The organism is Geobacillus sp. Y412MC52, from assembly GCF_000174795.2.
GTDB classification, from domain to species: domain Bacteria; phylum Bacillota; class Bacilli; order Bacillales; family Anoxybacillaceae; genus Geobacillus; species Geobacillus thermoleovorans.
Map to the genome: position 1 here is coordinate 3,239,598 of NC_014915.1, position 15,811 is coordinate 3,255,408.

At 52.3% G+C, this 15,811-nt stretch carries 16 protein-coding genes and 1 riboswitch; of the genes, 1 reads left to right on the forward strand and 15 read right to left on the reverse strand.

The genetic code is table 11. The features are described 5' to 3' along the window. Positions 1–187 precede the first annotated feature (187 nt). Entirely contained in the window at positions 188–901 is a 714-nt protein-coding gene (locus GYMC52_RS16075; protein ID WP_013146404.1) for a pirin family protein, read from the reverse strand. A gap of 299 nt (positions 902–1,200) precedes the next feature. Next, positions 1,201–1,286: riboswitch (cyclic di-GMP riboswitch) on the forward strand. A 40-nt stretch (positions 1,287–1,326) separates the two neighbouring features. Between GYMC52_RS16075 and GYMC52_RS16080 the strand changes: the two genes are divergently transcribed. Continuing rightward, positions 1,327–2,187 carry a hypothetical protein gene (locus GYMC52_RS16080; protein ID WP_013524613.1) on the forward strand — a complete coding sequence of 287 codons (861 nt, stop codon included), beginning with the start codon at positions 1,327–1,329 and terminating at the stop codon, positions 2,185–2,187. 238 nt (positions 2,188–2,425) lie between these two features. On the opposite strand, the gene merR is transcribed toward GYMC52_RS16080, so the two are convergent. The 14 genes from merR to hpf form a co-directional block, all read right to left on the reverse strand. Further along, positions 2,426–2,854 (reverse strand): Hg(II)-responsive transcriptional regulator, encoded by a 429-nt coding sequence (gene merR / locus GYMC52_RS16085; protein ID WP_013146406.1) that lies wholly within the window; start codon positions 2,852–2,854, stop codon positions 2,426–2,428. 327 nt (positions 2,855–3,181) lie between these two features. Next, positions 3,182–4,822, reverse strand: coding sequence for a mercury(II) reductase (gene merA / locus GYMC52_RS16095; RefSeq protein WP_013524614.1), 1,641 nt, complete (start codon positions 4,820–4,822; stop codon positions 3,182–3,184). 71 nt (positions 4,823–4,893) lie between these two features. Then, positions 4,894–5,187, reverse strand: a complete 294-nt coding sequence (locus GYMC52_RS16100; RefSeq protein ID WP_013524615.1) for a transporter — start codon at positions 5,185–5,187, stop codon at positions 4,894–4,896. Positions 5,188–5,386: 199 nt separating this feature from the next. Then, on the reverse strand, positions 5,387–6,685 hold the full coding sequence (locus GYMC52_RS16105; protein ID WP_013524616.1) for a murein hydrolase activator EnvC family protein: 1,299 nt from the start codon (positions 6,683–6,685) through the stop codon (positions 5,387–5,389). A 28-nt stretch (positions 6,686–6,713) separates the two neighbouring features. Continuing rightward, complete coding sequence (ftsX, locus tag GYMC52_RS16110) at positions 6,714–7,607, reverse strand: permease-like cell division protein FtsX (RefSeq protein WP_013146410.1); 894 nt, start codon at positions 7,605–7,607, stop codon at positions 6,714–6,716. Further along, positions 7,588–8,283 carry a cell division ATP-binding protein FtsE gene (gene ftsE / locus GYMC52_RS16115; RefSeq protein WP_011232571.1) on the reverse strand — a complete coding sequence of 232 codons (696 nt, stop codon included), beginning with the start codon at positions 8,281–8,283 and terminating at the stop codon, positions 7,588–7,590. Before ftsE ends, ftsX begins: the two co-directional genes overlap by 20 nt. A gap of 260 nt (positions 8,284–8,543) precedes the next feature. Then, positions 8,544–8,879, reverse strand: coding sequence for a cytochrome c551 (gene cccB / locus GYMC52_RS16120; RefSeq protein ID WP_013524617.1), 336 nt, complete (start codon positions 8,877–8,879; stop codon positions 8,544–8,546). A gap of 61 nt (positions 8,880–8,940) precedes the next feature. Continuing rightward, positions 8,941–9,804, reverse strand: a complete 864-nt coding sequence (locus GYMC52_RS16125) for a YitT family protein (RefSeq protein WP_013524618.1) — start codon at positions 9,802–9,804, stop codon at positions 8,941–8,943. Positions 9,805–9,941: 137 nt separating this feature from the next. After that, entirely contained in the window at positions 9,942–10,202 is a 261-nt protein-coding gene (locus GYMC52_RS16130; RefSeq protein ID WP_013524619.1) for a type II toxin-antitoxin system RelE family toxin, read from the reverse strand. Then, positions 10,171–10,431 (reverse strand): hypothetical protein, encoded by a 261-nt coding sequence (locus tag GYMC52_RS16135; protein WP_011232575.1) that lies wholly within the window; start codon positions 10,429–10,431, stop codon positions 10,171–10,173. The genes GYMC52_RS16130 and GYMC52_RS16135 overlap by 32 nt, the downstream gene beginning before the upstream one ends. A gap of 111 nt (positions 10,432–10,542) precedes the next feature. Continuing rightward, positions 10,543–11,647 (reverse strand): peptide chain release factor 2 gene (gene prfB / locus GYMC52_RS16140; protein WP_013146416.1). Its coding sequence is split into 2 segments (ribosomal slippage): positions 10,543–11,571 and positions 11,573–11,647, totalling 1,104 coding nucleotides; the frame shifts between segments, so codons are not numbered across the junction. A gap of 93 nt (positions 11,648–11,740) precedes the next feature. Continuing rightward, positions 11,741–14,254 (reverse strand): preprotein translocase subunit SecA, encoded by a 2,514-nt coding sequence (gene secA, locus GYMC52_RS16145; protein ID WP_013524620.1) that lies wholly within the window; start codon positions 14,252–14,254, stop codon positions 11,741–11,743. Positions 14,255–14,362: 108 nt separating this feature from the next. Beyond that, positions 14,363–15,004 (reverse strand): LA_3659 family protein, encoded by a 642-nt coding sequence (locus GYMC52_RS16150; protein WP_041469492.1) that lies wholly within the window; start codon positions 15,002–15,004, stop codon positions 14,363–14,365. A gap of 85 nt (positions 15,005–15,089) precedes the next feature. Further along, positions 15,090–15,638: a ribosome hibernation-promoting factor, HPF/YfiA family gene (hpf, locus tag GYMC52_RS16155; RefSeq protein WP_013524622.1), complete on the reverse strand. Its 549-nt coding sequence runs from the start codon at positions 15,636–15,638 to the stop codon at positions 15,090–15,092. Between the last annotated feature and the right edge of the window lie 173 nt (positions 15,639–15,811).

Here is a 15,811-nt window from a genome sequence, read left to right on the forward strand (position 1 = left end):
AGTATGCTAGTGCGTTGTCTATCCTTTACTAGTTTACACGCTCCTTGTTGATTTCTCAACTCATACAGAGCGGAAAAAAGAGGCACCCCTCGCCCTTGGCGGCGAACGATGCCTCTTCTTGATTCGTCTTCTTGGCACGATCTAGAATGGAAGCCAAACCAATGAGCCGCACAAAAACGAAACGCTTTCACCCCTCTTTTGGCAAGTCGATGAGCATCAACCGCGATCCTTCGTTCGTTGCGAGGCGAAGAACCGGCGTTTCCGTGATGCGGGCCGCATCGCGCCGCTCGAGATGGTCCTCGCCGTTTAACGTCAGATCCCCCTCAATGACAAAGACAAAGATGTTCCGCCCTTCCGGCTGGGTAAACGTCAGCTTATGCCCGGCTTCCAAATCGGAAAGATAAATCGTCAAATCTTGATGAATGTGAGCAATCCCCGGGGAAGACGGGTGTTTCGTGACAATCGGCAGCAAGGCGTTTTTCATCTTGTCGACCGGAAACTCGGTCCGCTCGTACGACGGCGGCAATCCGTATTGTTCCGGCAAAAACCAAAGTTGCAAAAAGTTCACCTCTTCCGTCGCCGAAGGGTTCACTTCCGAATGGACGATGCCGGTGCCGGCCGACATCCGCTGCACGCCGCCGAACGTTGTCACCGCCTTATGTCCGGTGCTGTCTTCATGTTGCAAATAGCCTTTAAGCACGATCGACACAATTTCCATCTCCCGGTGCGGGTGAGCGCCAAAGCCGGAGAGCGGCGCAACGAAATCGTCGTTTAACACCCTTAGCGGGCCAAACTGGATGTTGTTCGGATCATAATACTCGCCAAATGAGAAGCTATGGTATGTTTTCAGCCAGCCGTAATCGGCATGATATCGGGACGACGCCCGGTCGATGCGGATCATCTTTTCCACTCCTTCATTGCCGGAAATGACCGGCCATCAAGCGCGTGCTGTCCTGAACCAGCAAGCGCCATCCCCATTAAGGCCTACAATATTGATTCCCGTTTTGCGTTGTCTCATCCCCGTTGGGCGCCGACATCTCCTTTATTCAATAAATCTTGAATTCAAGATAATTATATAAAACCTGCCTTCACTTGTCAATCGGCAAACAGGCCAAAAAAATGGGACAAATGGATGATTTACCTGCGGCAAATGGACAACTTATAGTGAAAGTAACGCCGCATCTTCTCCTGCGAGGAGATACGGCGAAAAGGCAAAGCGCTGGAAACAGCGTGGCGCAAAGCTAAAGGGGCTACGGCGAAAGACGCTATGCCAGCCAGCTGCCGAACGTATCTTCAATCCATCATTGATGAAGGGAGAAGAAAAGCATGAAGCGAATGCTAGTTGGGTGCCTCGCTGCTGCCTTGTTGTTTTCATCAGGATGGGCAACAGCCGAAGCCAAGGGGAAACAACAATCCAAGCCAAAATGGGCCGATAAAAACAAAGACGGCATCCCGGATGATTGGGAACTGAAGTACAAACTCGGTCTAGGGAAAAACGTCGCCAACCAGGACAAAGACCGCGACGGCTTAACCAACCGAGTGGAATACAACCTCCGTCTGAATCCGACGAAAACAGATACGGACAAAGATAAAATATTAGATGGGGACGAAGACAACGACCGCGATGGGCTGACAAACAGCGCCGAGGTAGCGCTCGGCACTAAACCCGAAGATGCCGACAGCGACAACGATCATGTCAAGGACGGAGCAGAGAAGAAAGGAAAAGCCCAACTGGCTAACGTCGTCCAAAAACTTGAGCTACAAATGAAAACCGCGGCTAACCAAACGATTAAAATCGACTATCATTGGTCTGACCGCCATTCCCATTTGCACATTAAAGACCAGACGGGTGAAGTGACAACAAATGATGTCCAGTCGCTCATTAACGACTTGCAAGCATCACCGTCGCTGTCAAATGATGAAGTCATCGCCAAAATCCAAACTCTCTTTTCCCTTGATACTCCGTTCCGCCTTGAACTCGAGTGGAAATATGGAAGCGGCCGGGCGCGGAAACTTTCCGTCAAGCAAGACGAGGACAAAGGAGAAAATGCTGGGCAACCCGGCGATGATCAAGATGACGATGACCAAGGCCATGATCAAGACGGTCATGATCAAAATCACGACCAAGACGATGATGACTACGATGGTGGCAATGTAGGCGGCGACGATGGCAACAGCAGCGAATAATCGCGTCCTGAGCAGACAAGCAGCTGCCCGAAAGGCCGGGAAACCGGCTAATGAGGGCAGCCGTATTTTTGTTGGAGCTTGCCACCACTTATTTCCTTATCGCCCTTTTTTCTCCCCCGTTGCTAGTGTAAAGGACGCACGGGGCTGTTGCGGCTAAAATTCCGTAGTAAAATAAACACCCGAACCGATCAATAACAAAGCCGTTGCCTATCTCCCTTTTAGGCAAGTAAACAGTCCCTCATTCTCCCTTCCTTCCCTCATCCGAGGGTTCTTCTAGCAATAGGTCAATAATCGGGCAGTTATATAAATTGTCTTCATGAGGGCAACATTCCTTTAACTGCTGGAGCATCGCTTCGATCCGCCTCAAATCGCGAATGCTGGCTTGAATCTCCTCGATCTTTTGCGTAACAAAGCGGTACATGTCTTTGCATCGATCGCGATCCCGATCGACAACGCCAAGCAGTTTATCAATTTCCGCCAAGGTGAATCCGAGCCCTTGCAACCGCTTAATAAACTGAATTCGCCTGACCGTTTCCTCCGTATACAGACGATATCCGCCTTCTGTCCGCTCTGTTTCTGGAATAAGCCCTTTCCGTTCGTAGTATCGGATCGTTTCTTTATTGACATGGCATGTTTCTGCCAGCTCGCCGATGCGGTAATGTTTCATATAACCACCTCACCCAAAAGCATAAACCTTGTACTATAGTACAGGGTACTATAGTACAGGGTCAAGTCAATATAAAAGTTGGGCCGGCGAAAAACAACTGTTCCCCCTGATCGATTGGTTATCGTGCGAAAAGAGGAATCGATGTTACAAAGTTTTTCAATTTGAGAAGTGCTGCTGTTAAGCTTCATGCTCTGTTCAATCACCAGCCTTTTAAGGAAGCGTTCCGCCAAACGGACCGCTCCCCATTAAGCTTCGTTGCAACCGCAACAGCAATGAGTTCCAACCCGTTGATAACGGTCCGCGAAGCGGCGGCCCAATTCGAAGGCCTCATCCCGCGCAGCACGATAACTTCGAAACATCTTGGTCAAACGTAAGCGCCGCCAGCTTCAGCCCCTCCGCCATCGTTAAATACGGAGCCAACGTGCGGCGAAGGTCGTCGATCGTTAATCCGAATTGAATCGCCAACGTCGCAGCGTAAATGACCTCGCCGGCATTGTCCGCAACAACGTGGGCGCCTAGCAGCTTGCCCGTACGGGCCTCAGCGACAAGTTTAAACACCCCCGTCGTTTCCCGGTTGACGATCGCGCGCGGCACCGCCTCAAGCGGCAGGACGGACGTTTTCACGTCATACCCGTTTTCTTTCGCCCGCTGTTCGGTCAACCCGACGGTGGCGATGGCCGGATGGGTGAACGTCACCGCCGGAACGACGGCCGTATCCCAGCGCTTGTTCAGCCCGCCGACGGCATTGGCCGCGGCAACGGCTCCCTGATAGGCCGCGACATAGACGAACTGCGGGCCGAGCGTGACATCGCCTGCCGCATAAATCGACGGGTTCGTCGTCCGTGTATATTCGTCGATCAAAATTTCCCCGCGCGCCCCGACTTCCACACCGGCTGCTGGCAAGTTCAACGCCGCCGTATTCGGCGTTCTCCCGGCAGCCACGAGCAATTCGTCCGCTTCGATGACCCGGGTGCGGCCGTCTACATTCACATACACTTTTTTCGTATTCCCGTCTTGTTCGACCCGTTCAAACGAAGCGCCGGTGATGATGCGGATGCCTTGTTCCGTGAGCGCCCGCGCCACCGCTTCGGAAATTTCCGGGTCATACTCTTTCAGCAGGCGTGGGCTTCGCTGCATCAACGTCACCTCCGAGCCGAGATGGTGGAACAGTTGTCCCAACTCCATACCGATGTAGCCGGCGCCGATGACGGCGAGCCGCTTCGGCACCTTTTTCAGCTCGAGCAACGTCGTGCTGGTCAAGTAGTCGACATCATGAAGCCCCCGAATATCCGGCACAGCCGGGGAAGCGCCTGTCGCGATCAAAAACCGTTTCGCCGACAGCGTTTGGCCGTTCACTTCAATCGTTTGGCGCCCAACAAATCGGGCTTCCCCTTGGATGAAATCGAACCCATACTCTCCGATCAAGTCTGCATATTTCGCTTGGCGAAGCTGCTCGACCAGCTCATTTTTTTGCTTCACTAACGGCGCCAAATCAACCGGACCAGCGGATGTATGCAGGCCGAGAAACGGATGATTTCGCGCCAACGCATTGATTTCACCAGCCCGAAGCAATGTCTTTGACGGCACGCAGCCGATATTGACGCACGTCCCCCCGACCGTGCCACGTTCGACCATCGCCACTTTCGCCCCGTATTTCACCGCTTCGATCGCCGAGGAAAACGCCGCCCCGCCGGAACCGATGACGATGTAGTCATACTCTCCCTCGCCATCGATGACAGATCTGGCTGATGCGGTGATCTCCTCGGCTTCCCCCGGCTCGTAATGGGCGTTTTTGACCGCTTGTCTCGCCATGTCAACGTCCGTGCCCTCAGGCAGCGCGAATACCGCTTCACTGCGCTGGAAGCTGACATCCATCAGCTTGGCCCCAATCGCCCCCAGCGCTCTGGCGACATGTTGTTCACAGCCGGTGCATGTCATGCCTTGGACGGTCATTCGATATGTTTTCATGGTAAAAAACACTCCTTATCAACAAATGTCTCTTTCCTATTTTGTTCAGATCCTCGATTATGAAACCTATATCACTCATCCTCATGATTCGTTCGGAAGGGGAAACAGCACACCCCATGGCCGTTTCCCGTTTTCCCTAGGCCACAGCTTTCCGTTTCACCTGATCGCATTGGCTTTCGCTTTCCAAACATCATCATCAGCGAAAAGAAAAACAAAACCGTAAAAAAGCCGATGGCAAGGCTTTGGTGTCGGATCAAATACGCACCGACCGATGTTCCAGCCAACAACGGCAGAATAACCGCCAGATGGCACGGGCAGCTGAGCAGTGCCAGCACGGCCCAAAACGATTTTTTGACCATTCCCATCGTTCTCCCTCCTTGCGATGACGGGGTGGGGGGTTCCCGTCTTTGCTCAACATTATAAACGATGGACTAAGGTACAGAGTCAAGGGGGAATGTGGTGCGGCCAAACCATTTCCTTGATGTCAAATCAATCAAAAAAAAAATACGCAACTTGTCCTGCCAAAAGACAGACAAGTTGCGCAATGCCACCTACCGTTCGAAATTAGAAAGGAATATAGTCAAGCGGATTGACCGCATTCGTTTTCGCCTCGTTCCAGCCGCCGCGATGCAGTTCAAAATGAAGATGCGGACCGGTCGAATGACCGGTATTGCCCATGTAGCCAATCATTTGTCCTTTACGGACGTGCTGCCCTTCGCCAACAAGACGCGCTTCTAAATGAGCGTACACGGTCGTATAGGTTTGCCCATTAATCACATGGCTGATGAAAATGACGTTGCCGTAGCTGCTAGAATAGTAGGAGCGGAACACAATGCCGTCCGCTGCAGCGACAACCGGCACAACGGGAGCTCGCTTGCCGATGTCGACCCCTGGATGGAAGTCCGTGCCGCCAAACCGGTAGCCAAAGCCCGAGGTGATCGGTCCGTTGGCCGGCCGGGTAAACGCCCCGCTCGATACAGGCGGCGTGCTGCCGCCGGATGGCGTTTCTCCTGATGACGCTCCTCCACCGTTTGGCGAGGCATATGTACGTCCTCTCTGTTTCGCTTCTTCTTCGGCCCGTTTTTGCCGTTCGAGTTCGGCAAGCTGCTCTTTCACCGCCGCTTCTTGTTTGGCGATCAGTTCTTTTTCTTCTTCAAGCGCCATCTTATGATCATGCTCTTCTTCCTCTTTTTGCTTCAAATCGGCCATCAGGCGATTTTTTTGTTCCAGCTGGCCGGCCAGCTCGGCCTGCAGCTGCTTCAATTCTTGCAAATCCTCTTGCAGCTTGTTTCGCTTCTCCGTCAATTCGGCTTCCTTTTTCTCTTTTAACGCTTTATCGGCTTCCTGTTCGCGGATGATTTGTTGGTCCGCTTCCATGATCGTCGTTACGGCGCTCATCCGGTCGATGAAGTCGCTGAAGCTTTGCGCGCCAAGCAATACTTGCAAGTAGCTGATCGCCCCGCCGCTTTCCTGCAAGGAACGAAGCCGCTCCTTTAAAATTTCATTTCGCTTTTCAATCCGTTCTTGAATTTCGGCAATTTCTTGTTTCAATTGGTCAATGGCTTGCTCCGTTTGGTCAATATCTGCGCTGACGTTGCGGATTTTGCCGCTCGTTTCCTCAATGGCAATGTTCAGCTTTTCAATATCGTTGGCGACTTGTTTTTGCTGCGACTGAAGGGCTTCGATGTTTTTTTGCGCCTCGCTGATTTTTTCCTGCACCTCTGACCGTTTCGAACGAAGCGCGTCGATCTCGCCTCGCTTTTGTTCGATATCACGAGTGCTGACGGCGTCCGCCGCCGGCGGCAGAACGCCAAGGCCGAGCGCCGCGGCGACAGCGAGCGCCATCATGTTTTTCTTTTTCATCGCTTTCCCCTCTCCCTATGATTCTTTTTTACACTTTCAAAAACTTACGCACTGACATGACGCTTCCCCAAATGCCGATGCCCGCGCCGATCACCAAGAGCAGTGCGCTCAACTGCCACATAAACGGCGAAAACGGAAGAAGTTCAAAAAACGGCAAGGAAACGCGCTGTTCATACACTTGATACACGTTGTAGTACACGATCGAAAGCGCCGCGATCGGGAAGAGAGCGCCGAGCATTCCAAGCCATAACCCTTCCAAAAAGAACGGCCAGCGGATAAACCCGTTCGTCGCGCCCACGAGCCGCATAATTTCAATTTCGCGGCGGCGGGCGAAAATCGTAATTTTGATCGTGTTGGAAATGAGAAACATCGCCGTAAACAACAATCCGAGAATGAGCACGAGCCCCACGTTGCGCGCCACTTTCAGCGCGTCAAACAGCTTCTCGACCGTCCCTTGGCCATAATTGACTTTATGGACGAACGGCAATGTTTCGATTTGTTTGGCGATTTTCACCGTATCTTGCGGATGGGCCGCTTTCACGACGTATACATCGCTCAACGGATTGTCCTGTTCAAATAAGCGGAACGACGAGCCTTCATCCCCCATGCTTTTGATCAGCCGCTTCAGCTCTTCGTCCTTCGATGAATAGCGCACTTCCTTGACGTTTGGAATGGCTTCAATTTGCCGGCGCAAAGCGTCTTTTTGCCGGCTGTCGGCCGTCAGCTCGATATGGACGCGAATTTCGACATCGTTTTCGACTTTTTGGGCAAAATGGTTGATGTTGAACATGACGACAAAAAAGACGCCGACAAGCAAAAGCGTCACCGTGACGGCGCTCGCGGAGGCAAACGTCATCCAACCGTTGCGGCCAAGGCTTTTGATGCTTTCCCGGACGTGGCGCTTAAACGTATGAAGCGTCATAGCCGTATTCCCCCTTCGCCTCGTCGCGGACGATTTTCCCGTTTTCGATGGCGATGACGCGCCGCCGGGTCGCGTTGACAATCTCTTTGTTGTGGGTCGCCATCACAATCGTCGTTCCCCGGTCGTTGATTTTTTCAAACAGCTCCACAATGCCCCATGAGGTTTCCGGGTCCAAGTTTCCTGTTGGTTCGTCGGCAATCACGATCTTCGGGGAGTTGACGATTGAGCGGGCGATGGAGACGCGCTGCTGTTCGCCCCCGGACAGTTCGTTCGGATAAGAGCGGATTTTATGCTTGAGGCCGACTAAGTCGAGTACTTCCATCACTTTTTTGCGGATCACTTTCGGCGATTCTTCAATGACTTCCAAGGCAAAGGCAACGTTTTCGTAAACGTTGAGCTTCGGAAGCAACTTGAAATCTTGGAACACAACACCGATATGGCGGCGCAAAAGAGGGACTTTGCTGTCTTTGAGTTTGGCAAGGTTGACGCCGTTGACCATAATGGTCCCGCTCGTCGGCTTTTCCTCGCGGTACATCATCTTAATAAACGTCGACTTCCCAGCTCCGCTGGGTCCAACGACATAGACGAATTCTCCTTGCTTGATGCGGACGTTGATGCCGTTTAACGCCACAACGCCGTTTGGATACGTTTTGTATACATCTTGCATTTCAATCATCATCATCACCTATTTTCGACTTCCCTGTTGCCATTTCTCGAGCTGTTTCGAATGAATCTTGCAAAATTCCGCAAGGATTATTATAACACGATTTTCTATTGTCGAATTTTACATTTATATTTCAAATGGGGAACAATGGAGAAACTAGGACAAAAGATGCAAAAACAGAAAACACCGCCCCGTTCTTAAGCGAACAAGGCGGTGCACCTTCCTTGAATGAAACAATCTTTTCCTTTCAAAGAGTCAGAAACATCCGTCCATTATTTTTTCGCAGCCAGCCATTCCGCCACTTTGTCGGCGTCTTCCCCTTTAATGATTCCTGCCGGCATCGCGCCGCGGCCGTTGGTGATAATGTTTTTAATTTCATCTTTGGAATACTTGCTTCCAACCTTTTGCAAGTTCGGGCCGACCCCGCCCGACAGGTCTTGTCCATGACAGGACGCACAGTTTTGTTTAAAAATTTGCTCGGCAGCCGCTGCTGTATCCCCTCCGCCGTTGCTGCCGCCGTTTTTCTCCCCGGCATTGTCCCCGCCACCGCCGCACGCGGCAAGGGCGAGCGAAACGCCAAGGAACATCGCAGCCAATTTCCATTTCATGGCGAACTCCCCCTGAAAACAAAAATTTCGTTCTCATTTATTATAACCGATTTCTTCCGTTTTAGGTACGTTGAAATCCTTCGCCGAGCACCTCAGCGGCGTTCGCAACGATGACAAACGCTGTCGGATCAATGGTTCGGACCAATTGTTTCAATTTCGTGAACTCCGATTGCGCGACGACGCACATCAACACCGGCCGCTCATGTTCCGTGTAACCGCCATACGCGGGCAAGCGCGTCACTCCGCGGTCGATTTCGTGCAAAATGGCGCGGCGCACTTTTTCTTCTTCATTCGTAATAATAAGAGCGATTTTCGAATACCCAAGCCCGACTTGGACGAGGTCGATCGTTTTGCTCGTCACATACAACGCGATCAACGCATAGAGCGCCCGTTCAATATCAAACACAAACACCGCGCTCAACACGATCAAGCCATCGATCAAAATGACGCACATGCCAAGCGACAGCCCGGTATATTTATGGATGATTTGCGCTGCCAAATCGGTGCCGCCGGTCGACGCCCGGCCGCGGAAGACAACGCCGAGGCCAAGCCCGACGCCGATGCCGCCAAAGATCGCGCCAAGAAGCGGATTCGTCGTCGCCGGCTCCATCTCTTTCGTCAAATAGACGACAAGCGGCAAAAACACCGTCCCGACAAACGTTTTCACGCCAAACTGCCGGCCCAAAAGCACAACGCCAGCGATAAAGAGCGGAATGTTGAGCGCCCATTGGACGTAGGCAGGCTGAATGCCAAACAACGCGTGCATAATCGTGCTGATGCCGCTGACTCCGCCCGAGGCGATCCGGTTCGGCAGCAAAAACACGTTAAACGCCACAGCGACGATCGCCGCGCCGATCAGAACATACGCATACTCCAAAGCCGCCTCCACCGCCGGAGGCATGGTCTTCTCTCTTCGCTTCCGCATGCTTCCCCACCTTCCTCTGTGAGTATAGCATGCCCGTTTTGGCAAGTAAATGACAGCCGATTAACGCGATAATGGTATGCTATGCTAAAGGAAAAAAGGACGATCCGATGATCGCCCCTAGCCAAAAAATACAATCCTCAATACACATCCCCGCGGTTGCCGATCGCCTCAATATAGATGATTCGTTCATCATGATCGATGCGAAACAAAACACGATATGTTCCGATTCGCAGCCGATATAATCCATCCTGCCCCTTCAACTTTTTAATATCCCCCTGCGGTGGGATCGCAAGCAGACCTTGCAACCCAGAGGCCAACCGTTCTTGAACCTCTTTTTCTTGCCTAGCGATGAATTTGACTGCAGCCTTACGGTAAATCAACTTGTAGCCCGAATTCACGCTTGGCTTCTCCCCCGGTGATATATCCTTCATCGCTTTGCAGCTGCTGGCGCTCTTCTTCCGTCAACGCTTCTTCTTCATCTGTTTCGTCAATCCGCTCCCATACCATTCGTTCCTTTCTGGACCGATCAAGCAAGTACATCAAAAAATCGTACGCTGTTTGATGATCCGTTTCATCCAACCGGTCAATCAGTTCGTAAAGCAATTGTTTGCGCACAGCCAAAGCCATCGCCCTCCTTTTTCCTTATCATTACCTTCAGCGTATCACGAAAGCATAGATGCGTCAAAAGGCCAAAACACGATTTTGAAGCCAAAAAAAGGACGATCCGATGATCGCCCTTTACTTCAACTTCGCACGCAAATACGCGTCAATAAACACATCTATTTCCCCATCCATCACCGCTTGCACATTGCCGACCTCGACGTTCGTCCGATGGTCTTTGACAAGCGAATACGGATGGAAGACGTACGAACGAATTTGGTTGCCCCAGCCGATTTCTTTTTGCTCGCCGCGCAGCTCAGCGAGTTCGGCTTGCTGCTCCTCGAGTTTCTTTTGGTACAATTTCGCCTTCAACATATTCATCGCTTTTTCGCGGTTTTTGATTTGCGACCGCTCCGATTGGCACGTGACGACAATCCCGGTCGGCAAGTGGGTGATGCGCACGGCCGAGTCGGTCGTGTTGACGTGCTGCCCGCCCGCGCCGCTTGAGCGGTACGTGTCGATTTTCAGCTCTTCCGGCCGGATCTCAATTTCAATGTTATCATCCAATTCCGGCACAACCTCGCACGACACGAACGACGTATGGCGGCGGCCTGAGGCGTCAAACGGCGAGATGCGAACCAGCCGATGCACCCCTTTTTCCGCTTTTAAGTAGCCGTAGGCGTTGTGCCCTTTAATGAGCAACGTGACGCTTTTAATCCCGGCTTCCTCGCCCGGGAGGTAATCGAGCGTCTCGACTTTAAACCCTTTTTTCTCCGCCCAGCGCGTGTACATGCGCAACAGCATCGACGCCCAGTCTTGCGATTCCGTGCCGCCCGCGCCCGGGTGGAGCTCCAAAATGGCGTTGTTTTGGTCGTACGGCTCGTTGAGCAGCAGCTGCAGCTCGAACTCGCTGAAGTCTTTCATCAGCTTTTTCGCTTCCTCGACGAGCTCAGCTTGGAGCTCGTCATCCGGCTCTTCCTTGAGCAGTTCGTACGTCACTTCCAAGTTGTCAAACCGTTCTTCAAGCGAGGAAAATTCCTCGACGAGATCTTTGAGCGCATTCACTTCGGAAATGACCGCCTGCGCCGCCTTTTGATCATCCCAAAAGTTTGGCGCGGCCATTTGCTCTTCTAATTCGCGAATGCGCGCCTGCTTCGCTTCGAGGTCAAAGAGACCCCCTGATTTCCGCTAATCGCTTAGCCATTTTCTCAAGCTCTTGCTTGATTTCCACCAAATCGATCATGTTGTCCTCACCTCATCATCAATATAGTATGCCAACGATGAATGTCTGCCATTCAAAAGGGAGGCCGAGCCTCCCTTTTATATTTATAAACGGTCACACCGTTCTTCCGCAACAATGTTTATATTTTTTCCCGCTCCCGCACGGGCACGGGTCGTTTCGGCCGACGCGCACCGCCTTGCGGACCGGTTTTCTCTTCGGTTCTTCGCCGTCTTCTTTCGGGTGAACCGCTTCGCCTTTGGCCACCTCTTGGCGCTCAAGGTTATGGTGAATTTCCGCCTTCATAATATAGGTGGCGACTTCCTCTTCAATCGCCGCAATCATCTCCTCAAACATGGCGTAGCCTTCCATCTGATATTCGCGCAGCGGGTCGACTTGCCCGTAGGCGCGCAAATGGATGCCTTGGCGAAGCTGCTCCATCGCGTCGATATGGTTCATCCATTTCATATCGACAGCGCGCAAGACGACGACGCGTTCAAACTCGCGCATCTGTTCAGGCGGGATTTGCGCTTCTTTCTCATCATAGCGCGCCTTCACTTTCGCCCAAATGAGCTCGATCATCTCTTCGGGCTCTTTGCCGCGCAAGTCAGCTTCCGTTACATCCCCTTCCGGAAGCAGATGGGCGTTGAGATACTCAACGAGCCCTTTCAAATTCCATTCTTCCGGAACCTCTTCTTTCGGCGTATGAGCGTTGACGACGCGCTCGATCACCGATTGGATCATCTTTTCGATAATGCCGCGCAAGTTGTCGGAATCGAGCACTTCATAGCGCTGGCGGTAAATGATTTCCCGCTGCTCGCGCAGGACATCGTCATATTGAAGCAGCTGTTTGCGGGCGTCGAAGTTGTTGCCTTCGACCCGTTTTTGCGCCGACTCGACCGCTTTCGTCACCATTTTGCTTTGGATCGGCTGCGAGTCGTCCATTCCAAGGCGGTCCATCATCGCCATTAAGCTTTCCGAGCCGAAACGGCGCATCAATTCATCTTCAAGCGACAAGTAAAACTGCGACACCCCAGGATCGCCTTGACGCCCGGAACGGCCGCGCAGCTGGTTGTCGATCCGCCGGCTTTCGTGACGCTCCGTGCCGATGACCGCGAGCCCGCCAAGCTCTTTGACCCCTTCGCCAAGCTTAATGTCCGTCCCGCGCCCGGCCATGTTCGTCGCAATCGTCACCGCGCCTTTTTGCCCGGCTTGAGCGATGATTTCCGCCTCTTTCGCATGGTTTTTCGCGTTTAAGACGTTGTGCGGGATGCCGCGTTTTTTCAGCATCTCCGACAACATCTCGGACGTTTCGATCGCCACCGTGCCGACAAGCACGGGCTGCCCTTTCGCATGGCGGGCGGCGATGTCCTCGACCACGGCGCGGAATTTCCCTTCCATCGTCCGATAAATCAAATCCGGACGGTCTTCGCGGATGACCGGGCGGTTCGTCGGAATGACGACGACGCGCATGTTGTAAATGTTGCGGAACTCTTCCTCTTCCGTCTTCGCCGTCCCCGTCATCCCCGCCAATTTTTCGTACATGCGGAAATAGTTTTGGAACGTGATCGTGGCTAAGGTCATCGACTCGTTTTGAATCTCGAGCCCCTCTTTCGCCTCAATGGCTTGATGAAGCCCATCGCTGTAGCGGCGGCCGTGCATCAAGCGCCCGGTGAACGGGTCGACGATGATCACTTTTCCGTCTTGCACGACATAGTCGACATCGCGCTGCATCGTCACGTGCGCCCTTAGCGCCAGCTGAATATGATGGTTGAGCGTGACGTGTTTCAAATCGAACAAGTTGTCGATGCCAAACGCGCGCTCCGCTTTGTTGATCCCTTCTTCCGTCAGCTGGACGCTTTTCGTTTTTTCATCGTATGTGTAATCGACATCTTTGCGCAACGTGCGGACAAACGCATTCGCCTGCACATACAGCTTGGTCGACTTCTGCGCCGTGCCGGAAATGATGAGCGGCGTCCGCGCTTCATCGATCAAAATTGAGTCGACCTCGTCGATGATCGCATAATAGAGCGGCCGCTGCACAATGTGCTCTTTATAGAGCACCATGTTGTCGCGCAAATAGTCAAAGCCAAACTCGTTGTTCGTCCCGTACGTAATGTCAGCGTTGTACGCCGCCTGCTTCTCCTCGCGCGACATGCCGCTTAAGTTCAAGCCGACGGTCATGCCTAAAAACTCATACAATTTGCCCATTTCCGTCGCATCGCGCGTCGCCAAGTATTCGTTGACCGTCACGACATGCACGCCGCGCCCCGTCAAGGCATTCAAATAGACGGGCATCGTCGCCGTCAACGTTTTCCCTTCCCCAGTTTTCATCTCGGCGATGTCGCCTTCATGCAAGACGACGCCGCCCATAATTTGCACTTTATATGGGTACAAGCCAAGGACGCGCTTTGCTCCCTCGCGCACAACGGCAAACGCCTCAACAAGCAAATCATCGAGCGATTCGCCTTGTTGGTAGCGGGCTTTGAATTCCTCGGTTTTTTGCCGCAGCTGTTCATCGGACAGTCGGGCCATCTCCGGACCGAGCGCATCCACTTGATCCGCAATTTTCTCGAGCCTTGCCAACTGACGCTTGTTCGGGTCAAATACTTTTTTTAAGACTCCAAGCATAGGAAACGCTCCTTATTTTTCATGGACTCACTTATTCATCATATCATTTACAGGGATAGGTGACAACTGTTGCACAGGCTTAGAGAGGGGCATGTCCAAAAGAGGGAATCACGCCTTGGACTGAAGCTGCTCAATCGCCGCTTCCGCATGGTGAAGCCGCCGGTTCAGCGCATAAATTTCAAAACTTTTCTCCTCAACTTTTTCATGAATTTTGCGAAGCAATATTTGCACATCATCCACAAGCTGCGTTTCGACCCGATGAAGCGTCTCTTTCACTTCCTCCAATTCAGTTTCCAAGCCATTCAACCGCGTTTCCACGCCGTCCAACCGGGTCTCCACGCCATTCAACCGCGTTTCCACGCCGTCCAACCGGGTCTCCACACCATTCAACCGCGTTTCCACGCCGTCCAATCGGGTCTCCACGCCATTCAACCGCGTTTCCACGCCGTCCAACCGGGTCTCTACGCCATTCAACCGCGTTTCCACGCCGTCCAATCGGGTCTCCACGCCATTCAACCGCGTTTCCACGCCGTCCAACCGGGTCTCTACGCCGCCCAACCGCGTTTCCACACGGTCTAACCGCTCTTTCACCGCGCCCATTTCCTGTTCGAGGCCGACGAGGCGTCCGTTCATCTCCGTCAAACGGCCATCCATCTGCTCAAACCGTTGGCGAGTTTCTTCTTGGAACACCAAAAATCCTTTTTCCATGTTGTCCAACTTGGACAAGATTTGACGCAACAATTCCTCCATCGCTCTCCCCCATTTTGATTTTTCTCATGCATATTATAACATCCCCTGCCAAAAAAAGCAGGGGATGCGCACAAGAGGCAACCGTTTAATTCGCCTCGATCAATCCGTATTTTCCGTCTTTGCGGCGGTAGACGATGTTCGTCCGGTTTGTTTCCGCATTGGTGAAAATGAAGAAGTTGTGCCCCAACAAATTCATTTGCAAAATCGCTTCTTCACTGTCCATCGGCTTCAAGCTGAAATGTTTCGTGCGCACGATTTCAAACTCCTCTTCATTCTCCGCCGCGGAAGCGCCGATCGAGACAGGGGCAGCCAGCTTCGCTTCTTTCTCGCGGTCGCGCAGCTTCCGATTGACTTTCGTTTTATGTTTGCGGATTTGCCGCTCCAGTTTATCCGTCACTAAATCGATCGCCGCATACATATCTTCATGGCGCTCTTCAGCGCGCAGCAACAAATGCGGAATCGGAATGGTCACTTCGATTTTCCCTTGTCCATCGTTATAGACTTTTAAATTGACATGGACATTCACGTCATCGGTGCGATCGAAATAGCGCTCCAATTTGCCGATTTTTTTCTCCACGTACTCGCGCAGCGCTGGCGTGACTTCGATGTTTTCCCCGCGAACGTTATACATCATCGCTGACCACTCCTTATCTTTAAAACTGTAAATCCCTACACTTTTTTATTACCCATCCAATCCATGTTTCAATCAAAAATATTTTTGAAGATTTTGTGAAAAATACAGGAAAATATGGTAAGATAGGCATAGGTGTTTTTTCTTATGATGTGGAAGGTACGGAGTGTGTGAAC

Coding starts and splice junctions, on each gene's coding strand:
- GYMC52_RS16075 (WP_013146404.1), bottom strand. CDS start 901: ATGATCCGCATCGACCGGGCGTCGTCCCGATATCATGCCGATTACGGC.
- GYMC52_RS16080 (WP_013524613.1), top strand. CDS start 1,327: ATGAAGCGAATGCTAGTTGGGTGCCTCGCTGCTGCCTTGTTGTTTTCA.
- merR (WP_013146406.1), bottom strand. CDS start 2,854: ATGAAACATTACCGCATCGGCGAGCTGGCAGAAACATGCCATGTCAAT.
- merA (WP_013524614.1), bottom strand. CDS start 4,822: ATGAAAACATATCGAATGACCGTCCAAGGCATGACATGCACCGGCTGT.
- GYMC52_RS16100 (WP_013524615.1), bottom strand. CDS start 5,187: ATGGGAATGGTCAAAAAATCGTTTTGGGCCGTGCTGGCACTGCTCAGC.
- GYMC52_RS16105 (WP_013524616.1), bottom strand. CDS start 6,685: ATGAAAAAGAAAAACATGATGGCGCTCGCTGTCGCCGCGGCGCTCGGC.
- ftsX (WP_013146410.1), bottom strand. CDS start 7,607: ATGACGCTTCATACGTTTAAGCGCCACGTCCGGGAAAGCATCAAAAGC.
- ftsE (WP_011232571.1), bottom strand. CDS start 8,283: ATGATTGAAATGCAAGATGTATACAAAACGTATCCAAACGGCGTTGTG.
- cccB (WP_013524617.1), bottom strand. CDS start 8,879: ATGAAATGGAAATTGGCTGCGATGTTCCTTGGCGTTTCGCTCGCCCTT.
- GYMC52_RS16125 (WP_013524618.1), bottom strand. CDS start 9,804: ATGCGGAAGCGAAGAGAGAAGACCATGCCTCCGGCGGTGGAGGCGGCT.
- GYMC52_RS16135 (WP_011232575.1), bottom strand. CDS start 10,431: ATGGCTTTGGCTGTGCGCAAACAATTGCTTTACGAACTGATTGACCGG.
- secA (WP_013524620.1), bottom strand. CDS start 14,254: ATGCTTGGAGTCTTAAAAAAAGTATTTGACCCGAACAAGCGTCAGTTG.
- GYMC52_RS16150 (WP_041469492.1), bottom strand. CDS start 15,004: ATGGAGGAATTGTTGCGTCAAATCTTGTCCAAGTTGGACAACATGGAA.
- hpf (WP_013524622.1), bottom strand. CDS start 15,638: ATGATGTATAACGTTCGCGGGGAAAACATCGAAGTCACGCCAGCGCTG.